The organism is Vibrio sabulosilitoris, assembly GCF_055391395.1.
Genome location: NZ_AP029599.1, coordinates 1,399,199 through 1,420,802 on the forward strand (window position 1 = coordinate 1,399,199; position 21,604 = coordinate 1,420,802).

The following is a 21,604-nucleotide window of genomic DNA, read 5'->3' on the forward strand; positions in this document are numbered from 1 at the left end:
CAAAAAATGAGCAGAGTCGATAACGGCGGGCAAGGGACATTACCGCCTTTTAACGCGCTACGAGCATTTGAATCCGCCGCGCGTCATTTGAGTGTTTCGCGCGCGGCACAAGAGCTGAATGTCAGTCGCGGTGCCGTATCGCAGCAGATCAAGGTATTAGAAACCTTCCTCAACCAAGAGCTATTTGTGCGCAAAGGCGCGCAGTTGGTATTAACAGAGTCCGCTCTGCTTTATCTTCCCCTGCTCACAGAGACCTTCCACAACTTGCAAGTTGGCACTCAAAACCTGTTTGGCAGCGAGGTTGAGCATGTATTGACGGTGCGTATCTCGCAGAGCTTTTGTTGTGCCTGGTTGATGGCAAGACTGGCGGATTTTCGCCGTAAGCATCCTAATATCAAGCTCAAGTTCTTTTCTACTGTTAATCTTTATCCGGATGCAAATGAAACAGTCGATATAGAGATCATCAACGGCTATGGTAACTGGCAAGGCCGTGACTCTGAGCGTATCACGAAAAGTGAGGAGTGGGTGCTGGTGGCAAGCCCCTCTTTTATGCGCCAATATGACTTTAGCCAGTCGATAGAGGTGATCGCGACTTATCCCAAGCTTTCCACCATGGGATACAGTGAGGGGTGGCGAGAGTGGTTCAATTTGCACAACGTCGGTATGCCGTTTACTCAGCCTGAGATTGAGTTTGATAACACGCTAACCTCAATGGAGGCTGCCTGTCAGGGATTGGGAATGCTTCTGGCGAAAACCATTTTGGTCGAGGATACGCTCAAAGCAGGGGACCTTGTCATTGCCGAGCCAACCAGACTCATCAGTCAAAGCCACCATTATGTGATTGTTAACCATCTGCGCGAGCATCAGTATAAGGTGACCAAGTTTAAGCAGTGGTTAAAGTCTGCGTTTCAAAGCGAATAAAAAACACCAGTCAATGACTGGCGTACTACATCTTTAATATTGGTCGTTATTTTGAAAAGAGGTAATCCAGTACCACTTCATGGTGGGTTTTAGTCTTAAACTTATTAGACATCAGCTCAATCGTACCCTTCTCATCGACAAGGAAGCTCAAGCGGTGCAGATTGTCGTAGACCTTGCCCATAAACTTCTTTTCGGCCCATACGCCGAAGCTATCTGCAAACGCATGCTCCTCATCTGAAAGTAGGGTGAAGTTCAATTCACCACGCTCGGTAAACTTGGTCAGACGCTTGACGGGATCGATGCTGATCCCTAGCACCAAATTGATCCACCTTAACTGATAAGAACTTAAATGCTTTGAGCTCTAATTAGTTTATGAAATAACAAAATACCGCCAATGACTGACTTTTGGGCTATCCCAATCAACTAGTCATAACCAAAATGCTTTGAGTTCTAATTATTGCGGTGTATATTGATTTTCTCTAATTCCCTTTAACGCATAAGGATATGCCGTGAAATTTATCTACCTATTTGCATCGTTACTTGTTTGTTTTGGCGCTAAAGCAAGTGATTGTGGGCCTATTACTCTCGCCGATATGAGCTATGCCTCTGGAAGTATCTTCGCAAATATTGATCGCTTTATTTTGGAACATGCCTACGAGTGCAATGCGGAACTTGTTCCAGGCGATACAATGCCGACGACTGCCTCCATGGTTGAAAAAGGAAAGCCAGATATCGCTTCTGAGCTTTGGACTAACTCGATAGCAGACCTAATTGAGGCGAATGTGGAGAATGGGGTACTAGTGGTCGCTGGTGACTCGTTGTTTGATGGAGGTGAGGAAGGGCTTTGGGTACCTTCATATTTAGTCGAAGACTACCCTGAGATAGCCACGATGGAAGGCGTGATCAAGCATAGTTACTTGTTTACACACCCTGAGGATAATCAAAAAAGCGCTATCTATGGGTGCCCTTCGGGTTGGAAGTGTCAGATCATTGTGGGTAATTTGTATCATGCCTTCGATTTAGAAACGCAGGGCTTCGAGTTAGTTGACCCAGGCTCAAGTGCGGGTCTGGCAGGTTCTATCGTTAAGGCCTATGAACGCAAAGAAGCGTGGTTGGGTTATTATTGGGCGCCAACGGCAATACTAGGCAAGTACGATATGGTAAAGGTTGACTTTCAGAAAGAGTTTGATGAGCAGCATTGGAATACTTGCATTATTCAAGAAGACTGTGATCAGCCCAAAGTGTCCCCTTTTCCCGCTTCCCCAGTCAGAACTGTCGTAACGGCGAACTTTAACCAACGCTATCCACAGTTGATGGAATACTTTAATACTCGTGGTATCGGCAATGATGTTATGAATAAGCTATTGGCTTGGAAAGACGCTGAGCAGGCGGATACAGAAGAGACGATGTACCATTTTCTTGAGCAGTACTCCCACATCTGGAAGCAATGGCTTAGCAATGAACGCTCACAGAAAGTCGAAGCAGCACTTTAGCAATTAATATTGAAATAGTTAGACAGTAACAACTTTTTGGTATTGTCGTGAGCATCAGTTTAAGTATGCCTGCGTCTCAAAGTGATAAAAACGCCGGCCAGGGACCGGCGCTTTAAATCGCTATGTTAGTGGCTATTCCGAGCGGAGATAATCCAGTACCACCTCATGGTGGGTTTTAGTCTTAAACTTATTAAACACGTGCTCAATCGTACCATTCTCATCGACAAGGAAGCTCAAGCGGTGCAGACCGTCGTAGACCTTGCCCATAAACTTCTTTTCGCCCCATACACCGAAACTATCCGCAACCGCATGATCCTCATCCGAAAGTAGGGTGAAGTTCAATTCATCACGCTCGGTAAACTTGGTCAGGCGCTTGACCGGATCGATGCTGATCCCTAGCACCACAACGTTTAACTCGTCCAGCTGCGCTTTGATGTCACGCAGGCCTTGTGCTTGGACGGTACAGCCCGGTGTCATTGCCTTAGGGTAAAAGTAGACAAGGACTTTTTTGCCCTTAAAGTCACCAAGTGACACGGTATTGTCATTCTGGTCTTGCAGTGAAAAAGCTGGTGCGGCGGCGCCTGCTTGAAGCGTGTTCATAGGAGTTCCTTTTTATTGACTGCTTTTTATAAAATTCAGAGAGCCCTTTATACCAAACTGACTGCAGAAGTGATCAAACTGCTCCTGCAGCTCCATCAGATTGTAGGCTTCACCCACTGAGGCGGTAATGGCTATATGGAATTGATCAGCGTCTGCGTCCGATTCACGATGAGATATGGTACGGGCGCTCAGGGCATCAAGGCCAATGTTACGCTCAGCAAAGAACTGGGTAACATGCTCGGTGAGACCAATCCGATCCTCTGATTCGATCACCACGTCCAGCTTATAGTCGGTATTGGTTTCAGTATGCTCAGAGGTGCGCTTCATCAAGGTGATCAGGTCCAGATCTTGACCTAGTAGTGGAAGGGTAGTCTCAACTCGTGTAATCGACGGAGAGGGACCTGAGATCAGCATGATCAGGGTGAACTCATTGCCAAACGGGGCAATGCGGCTATCAATGATGTTGCATCCCGCTGCAGTCACATGGTGAATCAGTTGGTTACACACCCCAGGTCGGTCGGTGCCGACGGCGGTGATAACGAGGTGTTGGTTCATACTGTAATGCCATTTACTGGGTTCCTTTATGTATCGAATGGTAGCACATTCATTGTTTGGAACCATCCCGCAAGTTCAAGAGTGGTTAATTTACCGACATAAATTGCGATAAGCGGCAAACAATTAGCCGACAACAACAATCTATCGGCGAAATTGTGAAACTATTGACTCAACTTCGCTTGTGTTTACGCTTGAAGCTACAGTAACATGCCAAGATAAACTTATTAGGGAGATAGTCATGTTTTCAGGAAGTATCGTCGCGTTAATTACCCCTTTCAATCACGATGGTGAAGTGGATTACGTTGGCTTGAAAAAGTTGGTTGAGTACCACGTAGCGGCGGGCACGAAAGGCATCGTTGCAGTAGGGACAACAGGCGAGTCTGCAACACTGACTGTCGACGAACACGTCAAAGTAGTGATGAAAACGGTTGAATTTGCCGATGGACGTTTGCCGATTATTGCTGGGACTGGCGCAAATGCCACGCACGAGGCAGTGACCTTTAGCCGCCTACTGAATAATTCAGGTATTGCGGGCTGCTTGAGTGTTACCCCTTACTACAACAAGCCGACCCAAGAGGGGCTTTATCAGCATTACAAAGCGATTGCTGAAGCGACCGACGTGCCGCAAATTCTGTACAACGTACCGGGCCGCACGGCAGTGGACCTATTACCAGAGACCGTTGGTCGCTTGGCAGAGATAGAAAATATCGTTGCTCTTAAAGATGCCACTGGAGATTTGTCACGAATTGCAACTCACCGTGAACTTTGTGGCCAAGATTTTATCTTACTCAGTGGTGATGATGCCACAGGCTTGGATTTTGTCCGCCAAGGCGGTGATGGGGTCATCTCAGTCACCAACAATATTGCTGCTGCCGATATGGCAAAAATGTTTGATTTGGCAAAAGATGGTTTGTATGAAGAAGCCGAGGCGATTAATCAGCGCTTGATGGCACTACATCAGAAACTGTTTATTGAGTCGAGCCCGATTCCAGTCAAGTGGGCGGCACATCAGCTGGGCTTGATAGAGCGTGGCGATCTTCGTTTGCCTTTGACATCATTGACCGAATCCTCTAAGCCGACCGTGACCGAGGCGATGAAACAAGCCGGTCTTGTGTAACGAAGCAGTACAATCATAGTCTATTGATAGTTGCCGACGCGCGTCGGCACACTCTAGGAGCGAAAATGAAATTGTCTTCTCAGCTAGTAGTTGGATCTCTAGCTGTTTTTGTTTTAGCGGCTTGCTCTAGCAGCCCGGCCCAGCGTCGTCAGGCTAAAGACGACTTTGAATACCTCAAGACTCCTGAGTTGAGTCAATGGCAGGTACCTGAAGGTGTTGAGACCGAGGTATACCCAAACTACCGAATCCCTCAGGGGGAATTTCAAGGTGAGATCGGGCGTCAGGTCGATATTCGCCCACCTCAACAGATCTTAGAGTTGATCCCTGGTGCGCGTATCGAGCGCGGTGAGAGCGGTGAGGCGACATTGTGGCTGATGCGAGCTGATGAGATGGAGCGTGTGTGGCAAACGGCGCAGACGATGTTGCTCGAGCGTGAAATTACGCTTGTCAGTCAGACCGACCAACGCATCGAGACCGATTGGGTGAGCTGGATCTCGGAGGATGAAGATGTTGAGCTTGGTAGCCGCTACGAGATCAGTCGTTTTGAAGCCAACAATCGTTTTGGCTTTAAGGTGTCACTCATCGACTGGCGTGAGGATGGGAAAGAGCTTCCTGTCTCGGCCACCAATCGTGAGCGTTACAACGTGCTGATGACCAACCAAGTGACTGGACGTTACGACCAAGACTTGCGTGAAGAAGCTGAGCGCAAAGCTCAGGAGTTGGTTAAGCAAATCCCAATCTCTATGGGAACTGACCGCAGTGGCTTCCCGGTGATCATCGCACGTTCGCCATATAATGTGTTGTGGCAGCGCCTGCCAACCATACTTCCAGAGATGGGCTTTGAGATAGAAGAGCGTAACCAGTCGCAAGGACAGTTAGAAGCACGCTATGCTGCGCCGGATGATGAGTTCTGGACCGAAATCGGTGTCAAACCAATGAATCTGGACTTGGGTGTCTACACTTTCTTGTTTGGTGATTTGGGTAACCGCACCTCAATAAACGTTACCGACTCGAAAGGCAAGCCAGTCACAGAGCAGTTGCTTAAAGATATGGCCCCAGTGCTCGCCGCACTAGCCAACCAAGAATAAAAAAATCCCCTCTTTTGAGGGGATTTTTTTAGGGGCGAGGAGCGAGCTACACTGCGTTCCGGGGCGCGAGGAATATGTCACTTGCACAAAATTCCTCGCACCTCGTAGGGCAAAGCCCGTCCTCGCACCTCGTTACTTTTCTTTAAGTCTTTGTTCGTTTTTTTCATCGAGCTCGGCGAGCTTTTCTAAGTCAGAAATGGTTTTTGACTTTCGCATCTGTACCTTAGAGACATGTCTTAACGCCAGAAGATTACCGGCGATAAATGCCATCGCAAGCAGGCTGATCACCCAAGGGTTAGTCAAAAATGCCATCTAGATCCCCTTCATTAACCGCCAACACATAGTCAGTATAGATCCGGTCAAACTCATTTGCGATCGACTTGAAGCCGAGCACCGATTGTTGGTTGATTAGCTGGTAGAGCGATTGAGGCGTAAGCTGAGCTTTGATCTTGTGCCAGGTGGCTAGATGGCTGATGTGCCAAGGTTCAAATTGATAACCGCTATGCGTGCCATCAAATGGAAAGAAAAAACCAAAGCGTGGCGCTTGTGTGCGCAGCCAGCTAAAAAAGACGTGCTGGTCGCCGCTAAGGTATTCTTGCTGGGTAAGCTGCAGTGGCTGCTCAGCGCTGGTGGCGTTGGCGTCATACAGGTCAAAGTCACTGCCCCAGTGGTGGCGGCTGGTGCCCGGCAATGCTGACCAGAGCAAAACGGTGGCGATTTTATCGCGTTCACTGAGCGTCGCAAGGTCGACAGGTTGGCCATGGATATCCAAACTCTCGCGCTGGCCGGACATTTTGCTATTCCAGATCAGCTGCTGACGCTCGAAGCTTCGAAAGCCTGAGGCAATACAGAGATTCATCCCAGCCTGCTCTGCGGCGGCTTTAAGCGCTAAAAGATCGCGTGAGACCTGTGGATGGAGCATAAAAGCTCTTTGTCCAACAGTGCACTGGATAAGGTGCGAGTCATCGAGACCAACGAGCTGGCTGGGGGTTAACATCTATTTAACCAACAGGTTATCGAGTGTTTTCTGGTACATATCAGTCAATTTCTCCAAATCAGGCACGCTGACGCACTCATTAACCTTATGGATGGTCGCATTCACCGGACCAAGCTCGACAACCTGAGCACCCATGCGCGCAATAAAGCGTGCATCTGATGTGCCACCAGTGGTCAAAAGCTCTGGCGTTTGATGATTCACTTTCTCAACCGCATCCACTACTGCGCTAAGTAACTCACCATGATCGGTTAAGAATGGATGACCACTTAGAGTCCATTGTAGGCCGTAGTCAAGGCCATGCGCATCGAGCGTTGAGTGAACTCGACGCTTGATCTCGACATCAGTCAGCTCAGTACTAAAGCGGAAATTGAATTGAACGGAGAACTCTCCGGGGATGACATTCGATGCCCCAGTACCTGCAGCAAGGTTCGGGATTTGGAAGCTGGTGGGTGGGAAGTAGGCATTGCCTTCATCCCACTTAGTTGCCGCCAGTTCAGCCAGTGCAGGCAATGCTTGGTGAACCGGGTTGTTGGCCAGATGAGGGTAGGCCACGTGACCCTGTGTTCCCTTTACGGTCAAATCGCCGGTAATCGAGCCTCGACGTCCGTTCTTAATCACATCGCCAACGTGACGTGTGCTCGATGGCTCACCAACGATACACATATCGATTGGCTCGTTGCGCTCCATCAGGGTGTCAACCACGCGAGTGGTACCGTTAATGAATGGACCTTCTTCATCTGAGGTGATTAGAAAACCAATCGAGCCATGATGATCTGGGTGCTGCTCAATAAACCGCTCGACCGCGACAATCATACAGGCGAGTGAGCTTTTCATATCGGCCGCGCCACGTCCATGAAGGTGATCATCGATGATAGTCGGGGTAAAAGGAGGGGTATGCCACAGCTCTTCAGGACCGGATGGGACCACGTCGGTATGACCGGCAAAAGCAAACAAAGGTGCCTCAGTACCGCGGCGGGCCCAGAAGTTGGTGGTGTCCTCAAACACCATGACTTCCACTTCAAAGCCCAGCGCTTTAAGGCGTTCTATCATGACCGGTTGGCAGCCTGCATCTTCAGGGGTCACGGAGCGGCGACTAATTAGGTCTTTAGCCAGGCTAATTACGGGGCTATCTGACATTGGGGTTTTCCTTAACGATTGGGCATCTTGTGTGCCCGGGTTGATACTAATATGGGGAGTCTAGTCTTGTACTGAGAACAGTGCTTGGTACTGTTCGACTTTGAAGCCAAGGTGCAGTGTGCCGTTTATCTCCAAGATCGGGCGTTTGATCATCGCTGGTGAGTCGACCAACAACTGACCGACCGTCTCTGGTGAGAGGGTGTTTTTTTGCTCATCGGTTAACTGACGGTACGTGGTGCCACGTTTGTTGATCACCGTTTGCCAATCTAGCTGGCTACAAAAACGTTCAATCATCGCAAGATCAACGCCTTGCTTGCGGTAGTCGTGGAATTCGAAGGCGACGTTGTTTTGTTCTAGCCAGCGTTTGGCTTTTTTTATTGTGTCGCAATTTGGGATACCATACATGGTAATCGACATAATGCTTCCTACGGTTTTGAAAACTGAAGCACAGAATGTATCAATCCCAACCTTGGTGTGTCTATAGGCGCTCGTTATTTGCGTGTGTATTGCACACGATTTGACTAACGAGTAAGGCGAGAGGCGTCAACAATGCAACATCAGAGCTTTGACCAACAGATTGAGCAGATTGGACCATTCCAGATTTTTACCCTGATACTATCCATTTATGTATTGCTCGCCTTGCTGTTTGGCCACATATTTAACCCTGAAGAGGATGTGCGGCGGGTGCTGCGTGTGGCTGATTTTGTAGTGTGTCTATTCTTTTTGGCTGACTTTGTGCTGCGTTTTGCCAAGGCACCTGATAAGTGGGCTTATATGAAGTGGGGGTGGATCGACCTGTTATCGAGTATTCCACTATTGGACAACCTTCGCTATGGGCGTTTGATCAGCGTGGTGCGCATCTTGCGCATCTTGCGCATTATGCGGGTAATACGATCGGTCAAAATGCTATTGACCTTTGTTCTACGCTCGCGCATACAAGGCACCTTTTCTCTGGTGGCTGCCATGTCGATCATTTTGATTGTGTTTGGTGCGGTGGGCATTTTGGAGTTTGAGCGCGAGGTGGAAGGGGCGAACATTACCACTGCAATTGACGCGCTGTGGTGGGCGTTTGTGACCATGACCACGGTAGGCTATGGCGACTATTATCCCGTGACAACGGGAGGGCGGATGATTGCGACAATGTTGATGATTTCAGGGGTGGGACTGTTTGGCACGTTTACCGGATTTGTCGCGACTTGGTTTGTCGAGGACGAAGAGTTGCAGGGGCACACCGAGATGGCTGAAATGAAAACTGAGGTCAGTGCACTCAGGGTGCAAATTGCTCAATTACAAGCCGCAATAGAACAACAAGCTGACAAGTAAACTGATTGCTATTTATTATAAAGTGTTTCAAAACAATAAAAATGAAGCAATAAATACAACTAGTTGCATTAATTTTTTTGTAAGTTAAGTAGAATCTTGATCCGAAACAAGTAATTTAGAACAAGAACACTAATAATGTTCTAGACATTTTTAGGGAGGTATCTTCAATGGAACTGAGTCCTGTTTTCGCACGACGACTTTATATTGCTTTACTAGTGGATAGTGAGGAACGCCCAAACGTTCCAAAGCTAATTGAATTAACTGGGTGGCCACGCCGCACGATCCAAGATGTGCTTAAAGCACTACCGGGGATCGGGATTTCGCTAAATTTCGTCCAGGACGGCCGTCGTCATAATGATGGTTATTACCGTTTGTCTGACTGGGGTCCTTTCGATAGCCAGTGGGTGCTGTCGAAGAAAACAGACATTGTGACGAGCATTAACGCTTAATTGCACTGCATCGTCATTTGAATCGAAAAAGACCTGTCCCTCTGGACAGGTCTTTTTTATATCAGGTTTATGTGAGCCTCACACACCTATTGGCACTGATAAGCCACACCAAAGACGGTGAAGGAGGTGACAAAATCTTGTGGTGAGATCATGTAAACCGTGTCTGCCCCCAGAGCTTGGGCGTTGTTTCTGAGGTCGTTGAGTGCCCCTCTGACCATAGTGTCGTTAGGGAAAAACAAGTAGCTATACCAATGCCCCTCACTCCCCGTGATATCACCGAGCCATTGACACCCCTCGGGTGTAAAATGGCTATCTAGTCGGATCTCAATCTCCTCGGCATGTGGGTTGAGTTGAGCGAGCGGTGTGGTGCAACCTGTCACCGTAATCGCGATGAGGGCACCTAAAAGTACTTTGAGCTTTTTGCAATTGGTCATGCTCTCATCATCCATAAAAGAATAAATCCAAGCCAACTTATTGCCAATAATAACCATGGCAGCTTTGAAGAGGCCGTTGGTGTTGGGTGGACGTCGACCACAGGTTGTGTGTTGAGTGTTGTCGCTTTTGTTTGCGCCACTTTGGCTTTTTGCGCCTGTTTCTTGGCTTTATCTGCTTTGCGGTTGCGCTCTTTCTGTTGTTTCTTGTACTGAGCGATCCCCTTAGCAATGCCTTGTGCGATCAATTTGGTTTGCTCTTTGGTCTGACCGGGCTTTTGCGTTGCTCGGGCAATCTTGAGCGCATCATCTTGCGCCTGTTGAGAAGGGGTATCGTTTTTATTCATTAGAAATTTCAAAGCTCGCGAGTCGTTACACAATGATGTCATAATACCGTTCTCGTTTTATGAAACCAATGTTTATGGGAGAGGAATTTGCGCTACCCAATGGACCGCTATACCGACCACGGATATCTAAGAACACCCACCTTACTCTGGTTAGGCTGGCTGTTTCTCGCTAGAGCATGGCTGGTGTTTATCGTTGCAGGGGCCAGTTTTGATGAAGGGGGAAAGATCCTCGAATTTGTCTATCCAGACAGTCGTTTAATGATCATTGGTATGGTCATAGGGGTGCCTGCTCTAATATTTATGTGGTTAATTGCTTTGCGAAATCAGGAGCGGAAGGTGGTCAATGTGATTGTCTCCCATGCAAAACCGGTGACAATGGTAATGATTGCGTTGCAAGCTACGCAGACCTTTTACCATATTTACCTTGCTCGCGGGGCATTTAGTTGGTCACTGGGGCTAACGCTGGTTGGCTTGCTGTGGTTTGGTTTGTATCTCATAAAAAGTCAGACTGTAAGAGATTGCCTGCTGCGCAATGGCTTTGAAATTGAACGACATCAATAAATCTTCTCTCGCGCTCTATATACTGGAGGCGGTTGTTAGCGATAGCCCACAAAGTAATATCGTGCTTTGATCGCAGAAAAATTAGTCAATTTAAGTCAGACCGAAAAGGCGTTCTTGACTCAACATAAAGGAAACCCCATGTCCGAAGTTCAAACCGCGATCCTGCCTGAGGCAGGCCCTTTTGCACTTTACACTCAGCTCAAGGTTCGCTCTAACCCTGAAGAAGTACTCACACAGCTGCAAGCGCTACCCGCTTTCGTTGCAGAGCTTAATCAAAGCCAACCTGGTGCGCAGTTGACCCTTTCTATCGCCTTTACTCATCAGTTCTGGTCACAGCTAGACGCATCAATGCCAAAAGAGCTAGTGGCGTTTAAGCCTCTTGGAGAGGGTGAGATCACAGCGCCAGCGACAGATGTCGATGTGCTGATCCACTGTCACTCAGAGCGCCCAGACCTACACTTCTTTGTTTTGCGTAAGTTTATCTCTTTGGTGGAAGAGTCGGTTGAGATAGTTGATGAAACCAATGGTTTTCGCTACCTAGATTCACGTGACATGACCGATTTTGTCGACGGCACTGAGAACCCAGAGGGTGCTGCTCGCCAAGATGTGGCCATCATTCCTGAGGGCGAGTTTGTCGGTGGCAGTTATGTGATGGTTCAGCGTTTTATCCATAACCTTCCAGCTTGGAACCGCCTCAACATTTCTGCTCAAGAAAAAGTGGTTGGTCGCACCAAGCCAGACTCCATTGAGCTTGAGGATGTGCCCGAGCAGTCACACGTTGGCCGTGTAGACATCAAAGAAGAGGGCAAGGGCCTTAAGATTGTCCGTCATAGCTTGCCGTACGGCAGTGTCAGTGGCGATCATGGTCTACTGTTTATTGCTTACTGTAATACCGTGCACAACTTCCAAGCGATGCTCGATAGCATGTACGGTGTCACCGATGGCAAAACTGACCAACTGCTGCGTTTCACGCACGCGGTAACCGGCGCATACTTCTTTGCCCCATCAGCAACTATGCTTGCTGAATTGAAACTGAAATAACAACTTCAGTTTCAGAGGCGAGAGGCGAGATCGGGCGTTGCCCTGCGAGTACGCTGCGCTCGAGGTGGAGTAACACTTGACAGCGGAGGTAAAGGCTGGAAAATTTTCTCGCCTCTCGCCTCTCGCCTCTCGCCTCTCGCCTCTCGCCTCTCGCCTCTCGCCTCTCGCCTCTCGCCTCTCGCCTCTCGCCTCTCGCCTCTCGCCTCTCGCCTCTCGCCTCTCGCCTCTCGCCTCTCGCCTCTCGCCTCTCGCCTCTCGCCTCTCGCCTCTCGCCTCTCGCCTCTCGCCTCTCGCCTCTCGCCTCTCGCCTCTCGCCTCTCGCCTCTCGCCTCTCGCCTCTCGCCTCTCGCCTCTCGCCTCTCGCCTCTCGCCTCTCGCCTCTTAATAGTTCTAAAGATTCACCCACCGCCGCCGATAAAAGCCTGAGCATCTGTCTTTCATCTTTTATGGAATATTATGACCGTCACAGTGAACACTAATACGGCAGCGATGACCGCGCAGCGTCATTTGTCGAGCGCAACGAGTGCGCTGAACCAATCTCTGGAGCGTTTGTCTTCGGGGAGTCGGATCAACAGTGCTAAGGATGATGCGGCAGGGCTGCAGATCTCAAATCGCTTGGAGTCGCAAATGCGTGGACTGGATGTCGCGGTGCGTAATGCCAATGATGGCATCTCAATCATGCAGACGGCAGAAGGTGCGATGCAGGAGAGCACCCATATCATCCAGCGGATGCGTGACTTGTCTTTGCAAGCGGCCAATGGCTCTAACTCAGCGGCTGAGCGTATTGCTCTGCAAGAAGAGATGAGCCAGCTTAATGATGAGTTGAATCGGATTGCCGAGACGACATCCTTTGGCGGGCGTAAGTTACTCAACGGCCAGTTTGGCAGTGCGGCGTTTCAGATTGGCGCCGCGAGCGGTGAGGCGGTTGATGTCTCTCTAAAATCGATGCGCAGTGATGCCCTTGAGATGGGCGGGTTAGTGCATCGCGCGCGAGTAGCGAAAGACAGTGATTGGACGGTTAGCGCAGGGTATCAGGAGCTATCAATCGCCTACCTAGACCCTCACGGAGAGTGGCAACACTTTGTGATCGAGGCGAAAGAGGGCGATGACATAGAGCAGTTGGCCACCTATATCAATGGTCAGACTGATTCGCTGAGTGCCTCGGTGGACGAGGATGGCTTTCTTCAGGTGTATATCGCGGGTAAGGAGACATCGGGAACGATTAGCTTTGCTGGTGGTTTGGCGAGTGAGCTGCAGATGGTCGCCACAGGCTATCAGGCCGTCGATGATCTGGATATCCGCTCGGTCGGTGGTGCGCAGCAGGCGGTGGCGGTATTGGACACGGCACTGCAATATATCGATAGCCATCGCGCTGAACTTGGCGCGCTACAAAACCGCTTTGGTCATGCCATCAATAACCTCGACAATATCCACGAGAATCTCGCCGCATCTAACAGTCGCATCAAGGATACCGATTATGCCAAAGAGACGACTCAGATGGTTAAGCAGCAGATCCTGCAGCAAGTCAGTACGACGATATTGGCCCAGGCCAAACGCCAGCCAGATCTCGCGCTCACCTTGCTTAATGGTTAGCCCGAGCTTGTAAGGGCGAAAGATATCGACAGCGATTGACAGAACTTGAGTCAAAATTAGAGTAAAAATGGTATTTTGACGCTAAATGAGTGAATTTTATCCCAACGGGATATTTTTCTTAAAAAAGTAATTTTTTTTCTAAAGGATTTTCCACCGGCGCCGTTACTAGAAGTAACTTTGAGAGAACTACTTGGTTTTCCGAGACGTCGGAAACCGCAACAACCGGAAAATCAATTGGAGAAATCACCATGGCAGTAAATGTAAACACTAACGTCGCAGCAATGACCGCTCAACGTCACCTAAATAACGCCAACAATGCGCAGCACACATCGATGGAGCGTCTATCCTCAGGCTTCAAGATCAACAGTGCAAAAGATGACGCGGCAGGTCTGCAAATCTCAAACCGCTTGAACGTACAAAGTCGCGGTCTTGATGTAGCAGTACGCAATGCGAACGACGGTATCTCTATCGCACAAACTGCCGAAGGTGCGATGAACGAGACCACCAACATTCTACAGCGCATGCGCGACCTTTCTCTACAATCGGCAAATGGCTCAAACTCAAAAGCAGAGCGTATTGCGATTCAAGAAGAAGTAACGGCACTCAACAACGAGCTTAACCGTATTGCAGAAACCACATCGTTCGGTGGTCAAAAGCTGATTAACGGCACCTACGGCACTCAATCGTTCCAAATTGGTGCTGATGCGGGTGAAGCGGTCATCATGGAGCTGAAAGACCTTCGCTCTGACACGGCGCAAATGGGTGGCCTATCACACGTTGCCCGTAATGAGATGGATGCAAACTGGACAGTGTCTGGTGATAAAAACGAGCTTACCATTAGCTTTACTGACCTTGATGGCAACAAGCAAAAGCTTGAGATCAATGCCAAAGAGGGCGACGATGTTGAGCAGCTAGCAACTTACATCAACGGTCAAACCGATGCGGTTCAAGCATCTGTGAATGAAAACGGTGCATTGCAGCTATACGCAGGTTCGAACAATATTGATACCTCAGAGCGCATCCAATTTGGTGGCTCATTGGGTCGTGAGCTTCGCATGGACAGAGCTGAAGCGGTAACCGTAAATGATATCGACGTGACATCGGTAGGCGGCTCGCAAGAGTCAGTAGCGATTCTCGACTCAGCACTTAAATATGTGGATAGCCACCGCGCTGAGCTCGGTGCGATTCAAAACCGCTTTAATCACACTATCAACAACCTAGATAACATTAACGAAAATGTGAATGCGTCGAAGAGCCGCATTAAGGATACCGACTTTGCCCGTGAAACCACGGCGCTAACCAAGTCACAAATCCTATCACAAGCGTCAAGCACTATCTTGGCACAAGCTAAGCAAGCGCCAAACTCAGCGCTGAGCTTGCTAGGTTAATTAGTCAGCCAGTCACCTCAAGAAAAAATCCAGCTTCGGCTGGATTTTTTGCGTTTGTATTGAGTGGATTTAGCTTGCCCCTAACGGCATCAAACGTTGAATTTCACGTGCTAGTGACGGCATATTGCCCCAAATCCAAAAAACTTAAAAAAACCCGTTTTTTTTCCTAAAGCTATTGCTCTGTCCGCCGTTAAGAGATGGAGAGAAATGATATGCGTCCAAGTGAGGTGAGAGACACGAAGGCGCGTAAACCCAATGCCTAAGGAGATCGACTATGGCAATTAACGTAAATACTAACGTTGCAGCTATGACGGCTCAGCGTAACCTAAGCAATGCAGCAAACGACGTAAACCGATCAATGGAGCGCCTGTCATCTGGCTATAAAATCAATAGCGCAAAAGATGATGCAGCAGGCCTTCAGATCTCAAACCGTTTGACGTCACAAAGCCGTGGTCTGGATGTAGCAGTACGTAACGCGAATGATGGTATCTCGATTGCACAAACCGCAGAAGGCGCGATGCAAGAATCGACCAACATTCTTCAGCGTATGCGTGACCTGTCACTACAGTCGGCGAATGGTTCTAACTCTAAGGGCGAGCGTATCGCACTACAAGAGGAAGTGACGGCGCTGAACAATGAGCTTAACCGTATCGCAGAAACGACGTCATTTGGTGGCAACAAGCTACTGAACGGCACATACGGCCAACAATCTTTCCAAATCGGTGCCTCTTCAGGTGAAGCCGTGATCATGACCATGGGTAACATGCGTTCTGACACTGCAGAAATGGGTGGTGTTGAGATCAAGGGTAAAGATGTTGGTGCGGGTTGGACAGCGCAAGGCGGCGAGATGCTACGCATGGACTACACCGATGGTAACGGTGACGTGCAGCGCCTTGAGATCGAGATGAAAGTCGGTGATGACCTGGAGCAGGTGGCGACTTACATCAATGGTCACAGCCCTGATTTGAAAGCGTCTGTGGGTGAAGACAACAAACTGCAGCTTTTTGCCGCAGAGACCGTTGTGGATACTTCAACGCTGAAAATTGGTGGTAATCTTGCGTCAGACCTTGGTTTGAGCGCGAAGAACGCTGAGCACAAAACAGTCAATGATGTAGATATCACGACTGTGGCCGGCTCACAACAAGCCGTGGCGGTTATCGACGGTGCCCTTAAGGCCGTAGATAGTCAGCGTGCAGAGCTTGGCGCGATTCAGAACCGCTTTAACCACACAATCAATAACCTAGACAACATTAACGAGAACGTTAATGCGTCTCGTAGCCGCATCCAAGATACGGATTACGCTAAAGAGACCACAGCATTGACCAAGTCGCAGATCCTGCAGCAAGCAAGTACATCAGTACTGGCGCAAGCTAAGCAGACACCAAATGCGGCACTGAGCTTGCTGTAAGGTTATTCGATAGGTTTCGTTTGAAGCTTATTGAGAGCTCTAACGTAGGACGCGTTAGAGGGTAATGTACAGGACGGGAGAGGTGGTATGGAATATTACTCCGGCACATCAACTACCCATCCTTACGACTCTCAAAGTGGCATTAAACTTGCTTTAAAAAACCAAGAGCCGAAACAGGTTGCCGCTCACAATATGGGCAGCGACAAGATTGGGGTAACGGAATCACGCACTGATGGTGGGTCAAACGTCACGCAGACGAACTTGGCACAACATAAGCTCAATGAGCGAGAGCGTGAGAAAGTCGTCGAGCAATTGAATGAGTTTATCTCATCCATGAACAAAAGCCTGGCCTTCAAGAAAGACGAGGACTCGGGACGGGATGTGGTGTCAATTTTCGATGTGGATACAGGTGAGCTGATCCGTCAAATACCCGATGAAGAACTGTTAGAGGTACTCAGGCGACTTCGACAACAGTCCAATGGACAACGCAGCGGGTTGTTGAACGATAAAGTCTAGGTTTTTAAGGTGGTGACATGAGTTTAGGCCCAATGGGGATGAATACTGGCATGGACATTAATTCCATGGTCAGCAAGATGGTTGATGCAGAGCGAGTGCCAAAACAGCAACGCATCGACAATGAACGCGCTGACAATGAGACCAGTATTAGTGCTTATGGTCGGCTCAAAGAGTCGCTGGATACGATGAAGTATCTGATGGCGGATTTTCGTCAGGAGCGCGCTTACGCTGCTCGCGCAGTGGGAAGTACGGATGACGGCTTAGTGTCGGCAACCGCGACGACGGAAGCCATCGCAGGACGATACTCTGTTGATGTGTTGCAGCTTGCGCAAGGGCACAAACTTGCCTCGGGCGTGTTTGCCGAGGATGAAGAGTTTGGACCTGGCGAGCTGCAGATCAAACTGGGTCGTCGTAGCTTCACGTTAGACGTTAAAGAAAACAGTAAGCTCAGTGACATCGTTCGTGGCATTAATGATGAGAAGGCCAACCCAGGGGTGCGGGCTTCGGTCATTAACGATGTCGATGGGCCTCGCCTTATTCTTGCTTCCGACCAGACAGGTGAGAAGCATGCCATATCGATCGTAGTACAGTCGCAAGGGGCCGATAGTGGCCTTAAGCAGCTGGAATACAAAACCTTAGAGCAAAGGGTTCGAGATCTCGAACAGGCCCGTGCCGCCGCTCAAGAGCTAATTAGCCCATTAAGCCCAGAGCAAAAGCTTGCCGCCCAACAGGTTGCTGATACCTTGATTGATGCCGCCAAAACGGTGGATGCGCAAGTGGCTGAGGAAACAGCCGCGGCTCAGTCTGATCCATATGTTGCTCGTGATGGCGCTGCTCTTGATGATGTAGAGAGTGTGGCTGGCGTGCAAGCGGCAGAGCAGACAAGCGTGTATCAAAGGCCACAAGACCGTATCCCTGGCTGGAGCGAAACTGCCTCAGGCACCTTATTGGACTCCTATTACGAGCCCAAGCCGGAGCTGGATGCAAAAGCGCTGGCTAAGTCCAAGCAAGTGCCGGGTTGGAGCAATACAGCATCAGGCACGCTGACCGACTCTTATGTCACGCCTGCTGAGGCGCAAGACCAGCTCGATAAGCAATTAGCCGCCGAGAAGGCCGCGATTGCTGCTGCGCTTGCCAGTGGTGAGATCACTGAAGAGGAAGCGAAACAGGCCGAGCGGGCGAAGCTGTCTGAGGAGGAGCGCGCCCACCTTGAAGAGGTGGATAGAGTTAATGATGAGCTGCTCGCGGCGCAAAAGGCCTTTGATGCTTACAGTGGACTGACTCAAGTGGAAGCGGCGCAAGATGCCAAGGTGATGCTTGATGGCATTGCGCAGGTTAGCAGCAGCAATAATGTGATTGAGGATGCCATAGAAGGGGTCAATCTGACCCTACTCAATACCTCTGAGCCTGGCGAGCGCCCGGCCGAGGTGAGTGTGGATTATGATCGCGACCGTGTGCGCGATCAGATAGAGCAGTTTGTTCACGCTTACAATCAGTTTCATTTTGTCTCGAAAGACTTGGCCAGCGTTGACCCGGTCACAGGTCGAGCGGGGCCGCTAGCCGGGGATAGCTTGGTGCGCAGTGCAGAGAGCCGCTTGAAGGGCGTGTTTACCACACGCGTTGAGGGCACGCCAGCTGATATGGGGACCTTGAGCTCTTTTGGTATCACCACCACACGAGAGGGGCATCTGGATATCAATCACCAGACCCTGAATCGCCAGCTCGAGGGTAATTTCCATCAGTTGGAGAGTTTTTTTGGTGGCAATAATGGTTTTGCGCGCAAGATTGAGGATACAATCCATAGCCTGACCGGACCCACTGGCACAATTCGCTCGCGTGAGCATGGTATTGTCGAGCGCAACCATCGCCTGCGAGATGATCAGGCGGCGCTCGATCGGCGCATGGAAAGCTTGCAAAAGCGTACTCACGATCGCTTTGCTGCTATGCAGGATGCGACGAGCAATATGCAAGCTCAGCTGTCTGGCATGATGAATGTGTTGGGCTAGTGGATGAGGTTGACCTAGAGCGATGAGTCGTTACCAGCAAATACATGAACTCGATCAAACAATTGCCCACGAGCTAGGCAATGAGCAATATTCGACTGAAGAAATCCAGTTACTGGTCGATAAAAGAGAAACGATGCTCAAGAGTGCACTCGCTGAGATAAGGCAGCAGCCTCACCTAGCATCGAGCCATGACTGGCAGGCTCTGGTGCAAAGCACCGAAACGCTGGTTAGACAGATGGAACAGGTAACGCGTCAGGCAGGGCTTGCCTTACACCGTCACCGTCAGGGTTTGAAATCAGTTCAACAATACAAAAAGTTTTTATAGCAAGAGGATAGCCATGCGCGGTTCGTTACAAGCATACAAAAAAGTTTCGGTAGACAGTCAGCTTAGCGCGGCGTCCCCCCACAAAGTCGTCCAGATGCTCATGGCGGGCGCGATTGAGCGCTTGATCCAAGGCAAAGCAGCGATGATGCAAGGCAATATTGCGATGAAGGGCGAGCGATTAGGCAAGGCGCTGGATATCATTATCAGTCTGCGTTCTTGCTTGTCGATGGAAGACGGTGGCGATATTGCGCGTAACTTGGATCAGCTGTATGAGTTTATGATCAGTCAGATTTCTTCGGCGAACATCGCTAATGATCCGCAACCTTTGGACGATGTTGTCGAGATCTTGCGTGAAATCAAATCTGCATGGGATCAGATCCCGCTTCAGTACCATAATTTGACCGCGGCTGACATTGGTATGTCATAAATTTAAGACAGCGCGATCGGGCAAACAGTTTTGCCCGCCGCCTCGCGATAGAATTATCGATAAAACTGGTTTGTTTTGAAGCAAATACCAGTAAATTCCTCCGAAGAGGTCACATCCCGTGACCACTTGGTTGCCTTCTTTGCCAAATCCAATAAAATACCTCCCATTCACGCCTTTTCGTTAGAATTTGGTGCAATTTTGATGGGCTGCATCGCGGCGTCACTACTTTGACTCGTGTCACCATCGTCAACTGACACAACACGATCAAGAGCTAGATATCGGCTCGCTGAGGCTGAGTTCCTTATCGGCAGGGGAATCGGTTCATAATAATTACACTTGTGTCAGTCAACTAGTTTTAAAGGCAATCGATTTATCCATGCTAGGTTTGTTAAAAGTACTCGTGATTGAGGATGATGCGCAGCTGCGCACCAACCTGAGTAATATTTTTGAGTTTGTCGGTGAGCAATGTCACGCCATTGACTCCAGTGAGATTGAGAGTATTGATTGGACTTTGCCTTGGTCCGGTTGCGTGATCGGCTCTCTTCAAAATAGCCAGGTACCAGTGAGTTTGAATCAGCACCTCACTATGGCTACCCATATTCCATTGCTTGTAGTAGGCTCTCACCCATACTCGTTTGAGCACAAGGCGCAGTATGTAGGGGAGCTGGAGTACCCACTTAACTATCCCCAATTAGCAGAAGCATTACGCCATTGTAAGGAGCTTGCTCAGCGAGCTCACCCCCAGCCAGGTGTCTCTCAAGACAACGCTTTATTTCGCAGTCTAGTTGGACAAAGTCAGGGGATACAGCAAGTCAGACATATGATAGGTCAGGTCGCGAGCACAGAAGCGAGCGTACTAATATTAGGCGAATCAGGGACCGGTAAAGAGGTTGTGGCGCGTAGTATTCATTATCATTCGTCGCGGCGAAATGGTTTGTTTGTGCCGATCAATTGCGGTGCTATCCCTGCTGACTTGCTTGAAAGCGAGTTGTTTGGCCATGAAAAAGGTGCATTTACCGGTGCACTGACGACCCGCAAAGGGCGCTTTGAGCTGGCCGATGGCGGGACGATTTTTCTTGATGAGATCGGTGATATGCCGATGTCGATGCAGGTCAAACTGCTGCGCGTACTCCAAGAGCGCAGCTTTGAGCGAGTTGGGGGAAATACCACTATTCAGGCCAATGTGCGCGTTGTCGCGGCGACTCACCGCAACCTTGAGGCGATGATCGAGGCTGGCACTTTCCGCGAAGACTTGTATTACAGGCTCAACGTATTCCCAATTGAGATGCCACCCTTGCGTGAGCGCCATGTCGATATTCCATTGTTGTTGCGTGAGCTAATGGCACGAATGGAAGCACAGGGCTCTGCTGCTATTTGTTTCACACCACGTGCAATCAGTTCACTGACGCAGCATCAATGGCCGGGTAACGTGCGAGAGTTGGCAAACTTGATTGAGCGAATGGTGATTCTCTACCCCAATAGCTTGGTTGATGTTAATCACCTGCCTAAAAATTATCGTTATGGGGATACGCCTCAGTTTGAGCCTGACGTTGCTGAAGAGCAGACCCCTGAAGAGCAAGAGCGTGATGCATTGGCGGATATCTTCGCCCAAGATTTTAGCTTTGAGGAGTCCGAACCTAGCATGACGCTGTTGGAATCGCTGCCGGACGAAGGGATTAATTTAAAACAGGTGTTGGTTGAGATAGAAACCAACATGATCAGCCAAGCCTTGGATGCACAAGGGGGCGTGGTGGCAAGAGCGGCGGATATGCTGACGATGCGTCGCACCACCTTAGTGGAGAAAATGCGCAAGTACAATATACAGCGTTAGTCAGTTAACAATAATGCACCGATAACAGCCTGAAACTTCTTTGATTTGGG

Annotated in this window: 24 protein-coding genes and 1 pseudogene; 16 read left to right on the plus strand and 9 right to left on the minus strand. The window is 49.4% G+C overall.

The annotated features are described in order from the left end of the window. Window positions 1-6 precede the first annotated feature (6 nt). Window positions 7-921 (plus strand): LysR substrate-binding domain-containing protein, encoded by a 915-nt coding sequence (locus ACZ5R2_RS06695; RefSeq protein WP_464901535.1) that lies wholly within the window; start codon window positions 7-9, stop codon window positions 919-921. A gap of 46 nt (window positions 922-967) precedes the next feature. Here ACZ5R2_RS06695 and ACZ5R2_RS06700 read toward each other — a convergent pair. Next, a pseudogene (locus ACZ5R2_RS06700) lies at window positions 968-1,240 on the minus strand (redoxin domain-containing protein); the annotation flags it as partial. Window positions 1,241-1,430: 190 nt separating this feature from the next. On the opposite strand from ACZ5R2_RS06700, the gene ACZ5R2_RS06705 reads away from it, so the two are divergent. Further along, window positions 1,431-2,414 (plus strand): ABC transporter substrate-binding protein, encoded by a 984-nt coding sequence (locus ACZ5R2_RS06705; protein ID WP_464901536.1) that lies wholly within the window; start codon window positions 1,431-1,433, stop codon window positions 2,412-2,414. A gap of 132 nt (window positions 2,415-2,546) precedes the next feature. On the opposite strand, the gene bcp is transcribed toward ACZ5R2_RS06705, so the two are convergent. Together bcp and ACZ5R2_RS06715 are read right to left on the minus strand one after the other, a co-directional pair. Continuing rightward, the gene (gene bcp / locus ACZ5R2_RS06710) at window positions 2,547-3,014 is read right to left on the minus strand and encodes a thioredoxin-dependent thiol peroxidase (RefSeq protein WP_464901537.1); all 468 of its coding nucleotides are present in this window, start codon (window positions 3,012-3,014) and stop codon (window positions 2,547-2,549) included. A gap of 12 nt (window positions 3,015-3,026) precedes the next feature. Further along, window positions 3,027-3,569: a glycine cleavage system transcriptional repressor gene (locus ACZ5R2_RS06715; RefSeq protein ID WP_464901538.1), complete on the minus strand. Its 543-nt coding sequence runs from the start codon at window positions 3,567-3,569 to the stop codon at window positions 3,027-3,029. A gap of 238 nt (window positions 3,570-3,807) precedes the next feature. Here ACZ5R2_RS06715 and dapA point away from each other — a divergent pair, with 238 nt between their 5' ends. Beyond that, window positions 3,808-4,686: a 4-hydroxy-tetrahydrodipicolinate synthase gene (dapA, locus tag ACZ5R2_RS06720; RefSeq protein ID WP_464901539.1), complete on the plus strand. Its 879-nt coding sequence runs from the start codon at window positions 3,808-3,810 to the stop codon at window positions 4,684-4,686. Between the two features lie 65 nt (window positions 4,687-4,751). Then, entirely contained in the window at window positions 4,752-5,774 is a 1,023-nt protein-coding gene (gene bamC, locus ACZ5R2_RS06725; protein ID WP_464901540.1) for an outer membrane protein assembly factor BamC, read from the plus strand. 132 nt (window positions 5,775-5,906) lie between these two features. Here bamC and ACZ5R2_RS06730 read toward each other — a convergent pair whose 3' ends face one another. The 4 genes from ACZ5R2_RS06730 to ACZ5R2_RS06745 form a co-directional block, all read right to left on the minus strand. Continuing rightward, window positions 5,907-6,086, minus strand: a complete 180-nt coding sequence (locus tag ACZ5R2_RS06730) for a DUF2897 family protein (RefSeq protein WP_464901541.1) — start codon at window positions 6,084-6,086, stop codon at window positions 5,907-5,909. Next, entirely contained in the window at window positions 6,070-6,696 is a 627-nt protein-coding gene (locus ACZ5R2_RS06735) for a M15 family metallopeptidase (RefSeq protein ID WP_464919429.1), read from the minus strand. The genes ACZ5R2_RS06730 and ACZ5R2_RS06735 overlap by 17 nt, the downstream gene beginning before the upstream one ends. A gap of 75 nt (window positions 6,697-6,771) precedes the next feature. Beyond that, window positions 6,772-7,908, minus strand: a complete 1,137-nt coding sequence (gene dapE, locus ACZ5R2_RS06740) for a succinyl-diaminopimelate desuccinylase (protein ID WP_464901543.1) — start codon at window positions 7,906-7,908, stop codon at window positions 6,772-6,774. 60 nt (window positions 7,909-7,968) lie between these two features. Continuing rightward, entirely contained in the window at window positions 7,969-8,325 is a 357-nt protein-coding gene (locus ACZ5R2_RS06745) for an ArsC family reductase (protein WP_464901544.1), read from the minus strand. Window positions 8,326-8,457: 132 nt separating this feature from the next. On the opposite strand from ACZ5R2_RS06745, the gene ACZ5R2_RS06750 reads away from it, so the two are divergent. Then, window positions 8,458-9,231 (plus strand): ion transporter, encoded by a 774-nt coding sequence (locus ACZ5R2_RS06750; protein WP_464901545.1) that lies wholly within the window; start codon window positions 8,458-8,460, stop codon window positions 9,229-9,231. A 167-nt stretch (window positions 9,232-9,398) separates the two neighbouring features. Further along, a complete protein-coding gene (locus ACZ5R2_RS06755) occupies window positions 9,399-9,680 on the plus strand; it encodes a winged helix-turn-helix domain-containing protein (protein WP_464901546.1) in 282 nt (93 codons plus the stop codon). Window positions 9,681-9,766: 86 nt separating this feature from the next. Here ACZ5R2_RS06755 and ACZ5R2_RS06760 read toward each other — a convergent pair whose 3' ends face one another. Both ACZ5R2_RS06760 and ACZ5R2_RS06765 read right to left on the minus strand, forming a co-directional pair. After that, window positions 9,767-10,114: a DUF4156 domain-containing protein gene (locus tag ACZ5R2_RS06760; protein WP_464901547.1), complete on the minus strand. Its 348-nt coding sequence runs from the start codon at window positions 10,112-10,114 to the stop codon at window positions 9,767-9,769. Continuing rightward, window positions 10,111-10,458, minus strand: a complete 348-nt coding sequence (locus tag ACZ5R2_RS06765) for a DUF2956 domain-containing protein (RefSeq protein ID WP_464901548.1) — start codon at window positions 10,456-10,458, stop codon at window positions 10,111-10,113. Before ACZ5R2_RS06765 ends, ACZ5R2_RS06760 begins: the two co-directional genes overlap by 4 nt. Window positions 10,459-10,557: 99 nt before the next feature. Here ACZ5R2_RS06765 and ACZ5R2_RS06770 point away from each other — a divergent pair, with 99 nt between their 5' ends. The 10 genes from ACZ5R2_RS06770 (at window position 10,558) to ACZ5R2_RS06815 (ending at window position 21,554) form a co-directional block, all read left to right on the plus strand. Further along, the gene (locus ACZ5R2_RS06770) at window positions 10,558-11,019 is read left to right on the plus strand and encodes a DUF2919 domain-containing protein (protein ID WP_464901549.1); all 462 of its coding nucleotides are present in this window, start codon (window positions 10,558-10,560) and stop codon (window positions 11,017-11,019) included. Window positions 11,020-11,157: 138 nt separating this feature from the next. Next, complete coding sequence (locus tag ACZ5R2_RS06775; protein WP_464901550.1) at window positions 11,158-12,060, plus strand: Dyp-type peroxidase; 903 nt, start codon at window positions 11,158-11,160, stop codon at window positions 12,058-12,060. A gap of 456 nt (window positions 12,061-12,516) precedes the next feature. Beyond that, window positions 12,517-13,653 carry a flagellin gene (locus ACZ5R2_RS06780; protein ID WP_464901551.1) on the plus strand — a complete coding sequence of 379 codons (1,137 nt, stop codon included), beginning with the start codon at window positions 12,517-12,519 and terminating at the stop codon, window positions 13,651-13,653. A 248-nt stretch (window positions 13,654-13,901) separates the two neighbouring features. Continuing rightward, a complete protein-coding gene (locus ACZ5R2_RS06785) occupies window positions 13,902-15,041 on the plus strand; it encodes a flagellin (RefSeq protein ID WP_464901552.1) in 1,140 nt (379 codons plus the stop codon). 274 nt (window positions 15,042-15,315) lie between these two features. Continuing rightward, on the plus strand, window positions 15,316-16,449 hold the full coding sequence (locus ACZ5R2_RS06790; RefSeq protein ID WP_464901553.1) for a flagellin: 1,134 nt from the start codon (window positions 15,316-15,318) through the stop codon (window positions 16,447-16,449). Window positions 16,450-16,536: 87 nt separating this feature from the next. After that, window positions 16,537-16,965 carry a flagellar protein FlaG gene (locus ACZ5R2_RS06795; protein ID WP_464901554.1) on the plus strand — a complete coding sequence of 143 codons (429 nt, stop codon included), beginning with the start codon at window positions 16,537-16,539 and terminating at the stop codon, window positions 16,963-16,965. Window positions 16,966-16,982: 17 nt separating this feature from the next. Continuing rightward, entirely contained in the window at window positions 16,983-18,971 is a 1,989-nt protein-coding gene (gene fliD / locus ACZ5R2_RS06800) for a flagellar filament capping protein FliD (protein WP_464901555.1), read from the plus strand. Between the two features lie 22 nt (window positions 18,972-18,993). Continuing rightward, complete coding sequence (locus ACZ5R2_RS06805) at window positions 18,994-19,296, plus strand: flagellar protein FliT (RefSeq protein WP_464901556.1); 303 nt, start codon at window positions 18,994-18,996, stop codon at window positions 19,294-19,296. A gap of 13 nt (window positions 19,297-19,309) precedes the next feature. Next, window positions 19,310-19,723 carry a flagellar export chaperone FliS gene (gene fliS, locus ACZ5R2_RS06810; protein ID WP_464901557.1) on the plus strand — a complete coding sequence of 138 codons (414 nt, stop codon included), beginning with the start codon at window positions 19,310-19,312 and terminating at the stop codon, window positions 19,721-19,723. Between the two features lie 376 nt (window positions 19,724-20,099). Beyond that, window positions 20,100-21,554 (plus strand): sigma-54 dependent transcriptional regulator, encoded by a 1,455-nt coding sequence (locus ACZ5R2_RS06815; protein WP_464901558.1) that lies wholly within the window; start codon window positions 20,100-20,102, stop codon window positions 21,552-21,554. The last annotated feature ends 50 nt before the right edge of the window (window positions 21,555-21,604 follow it).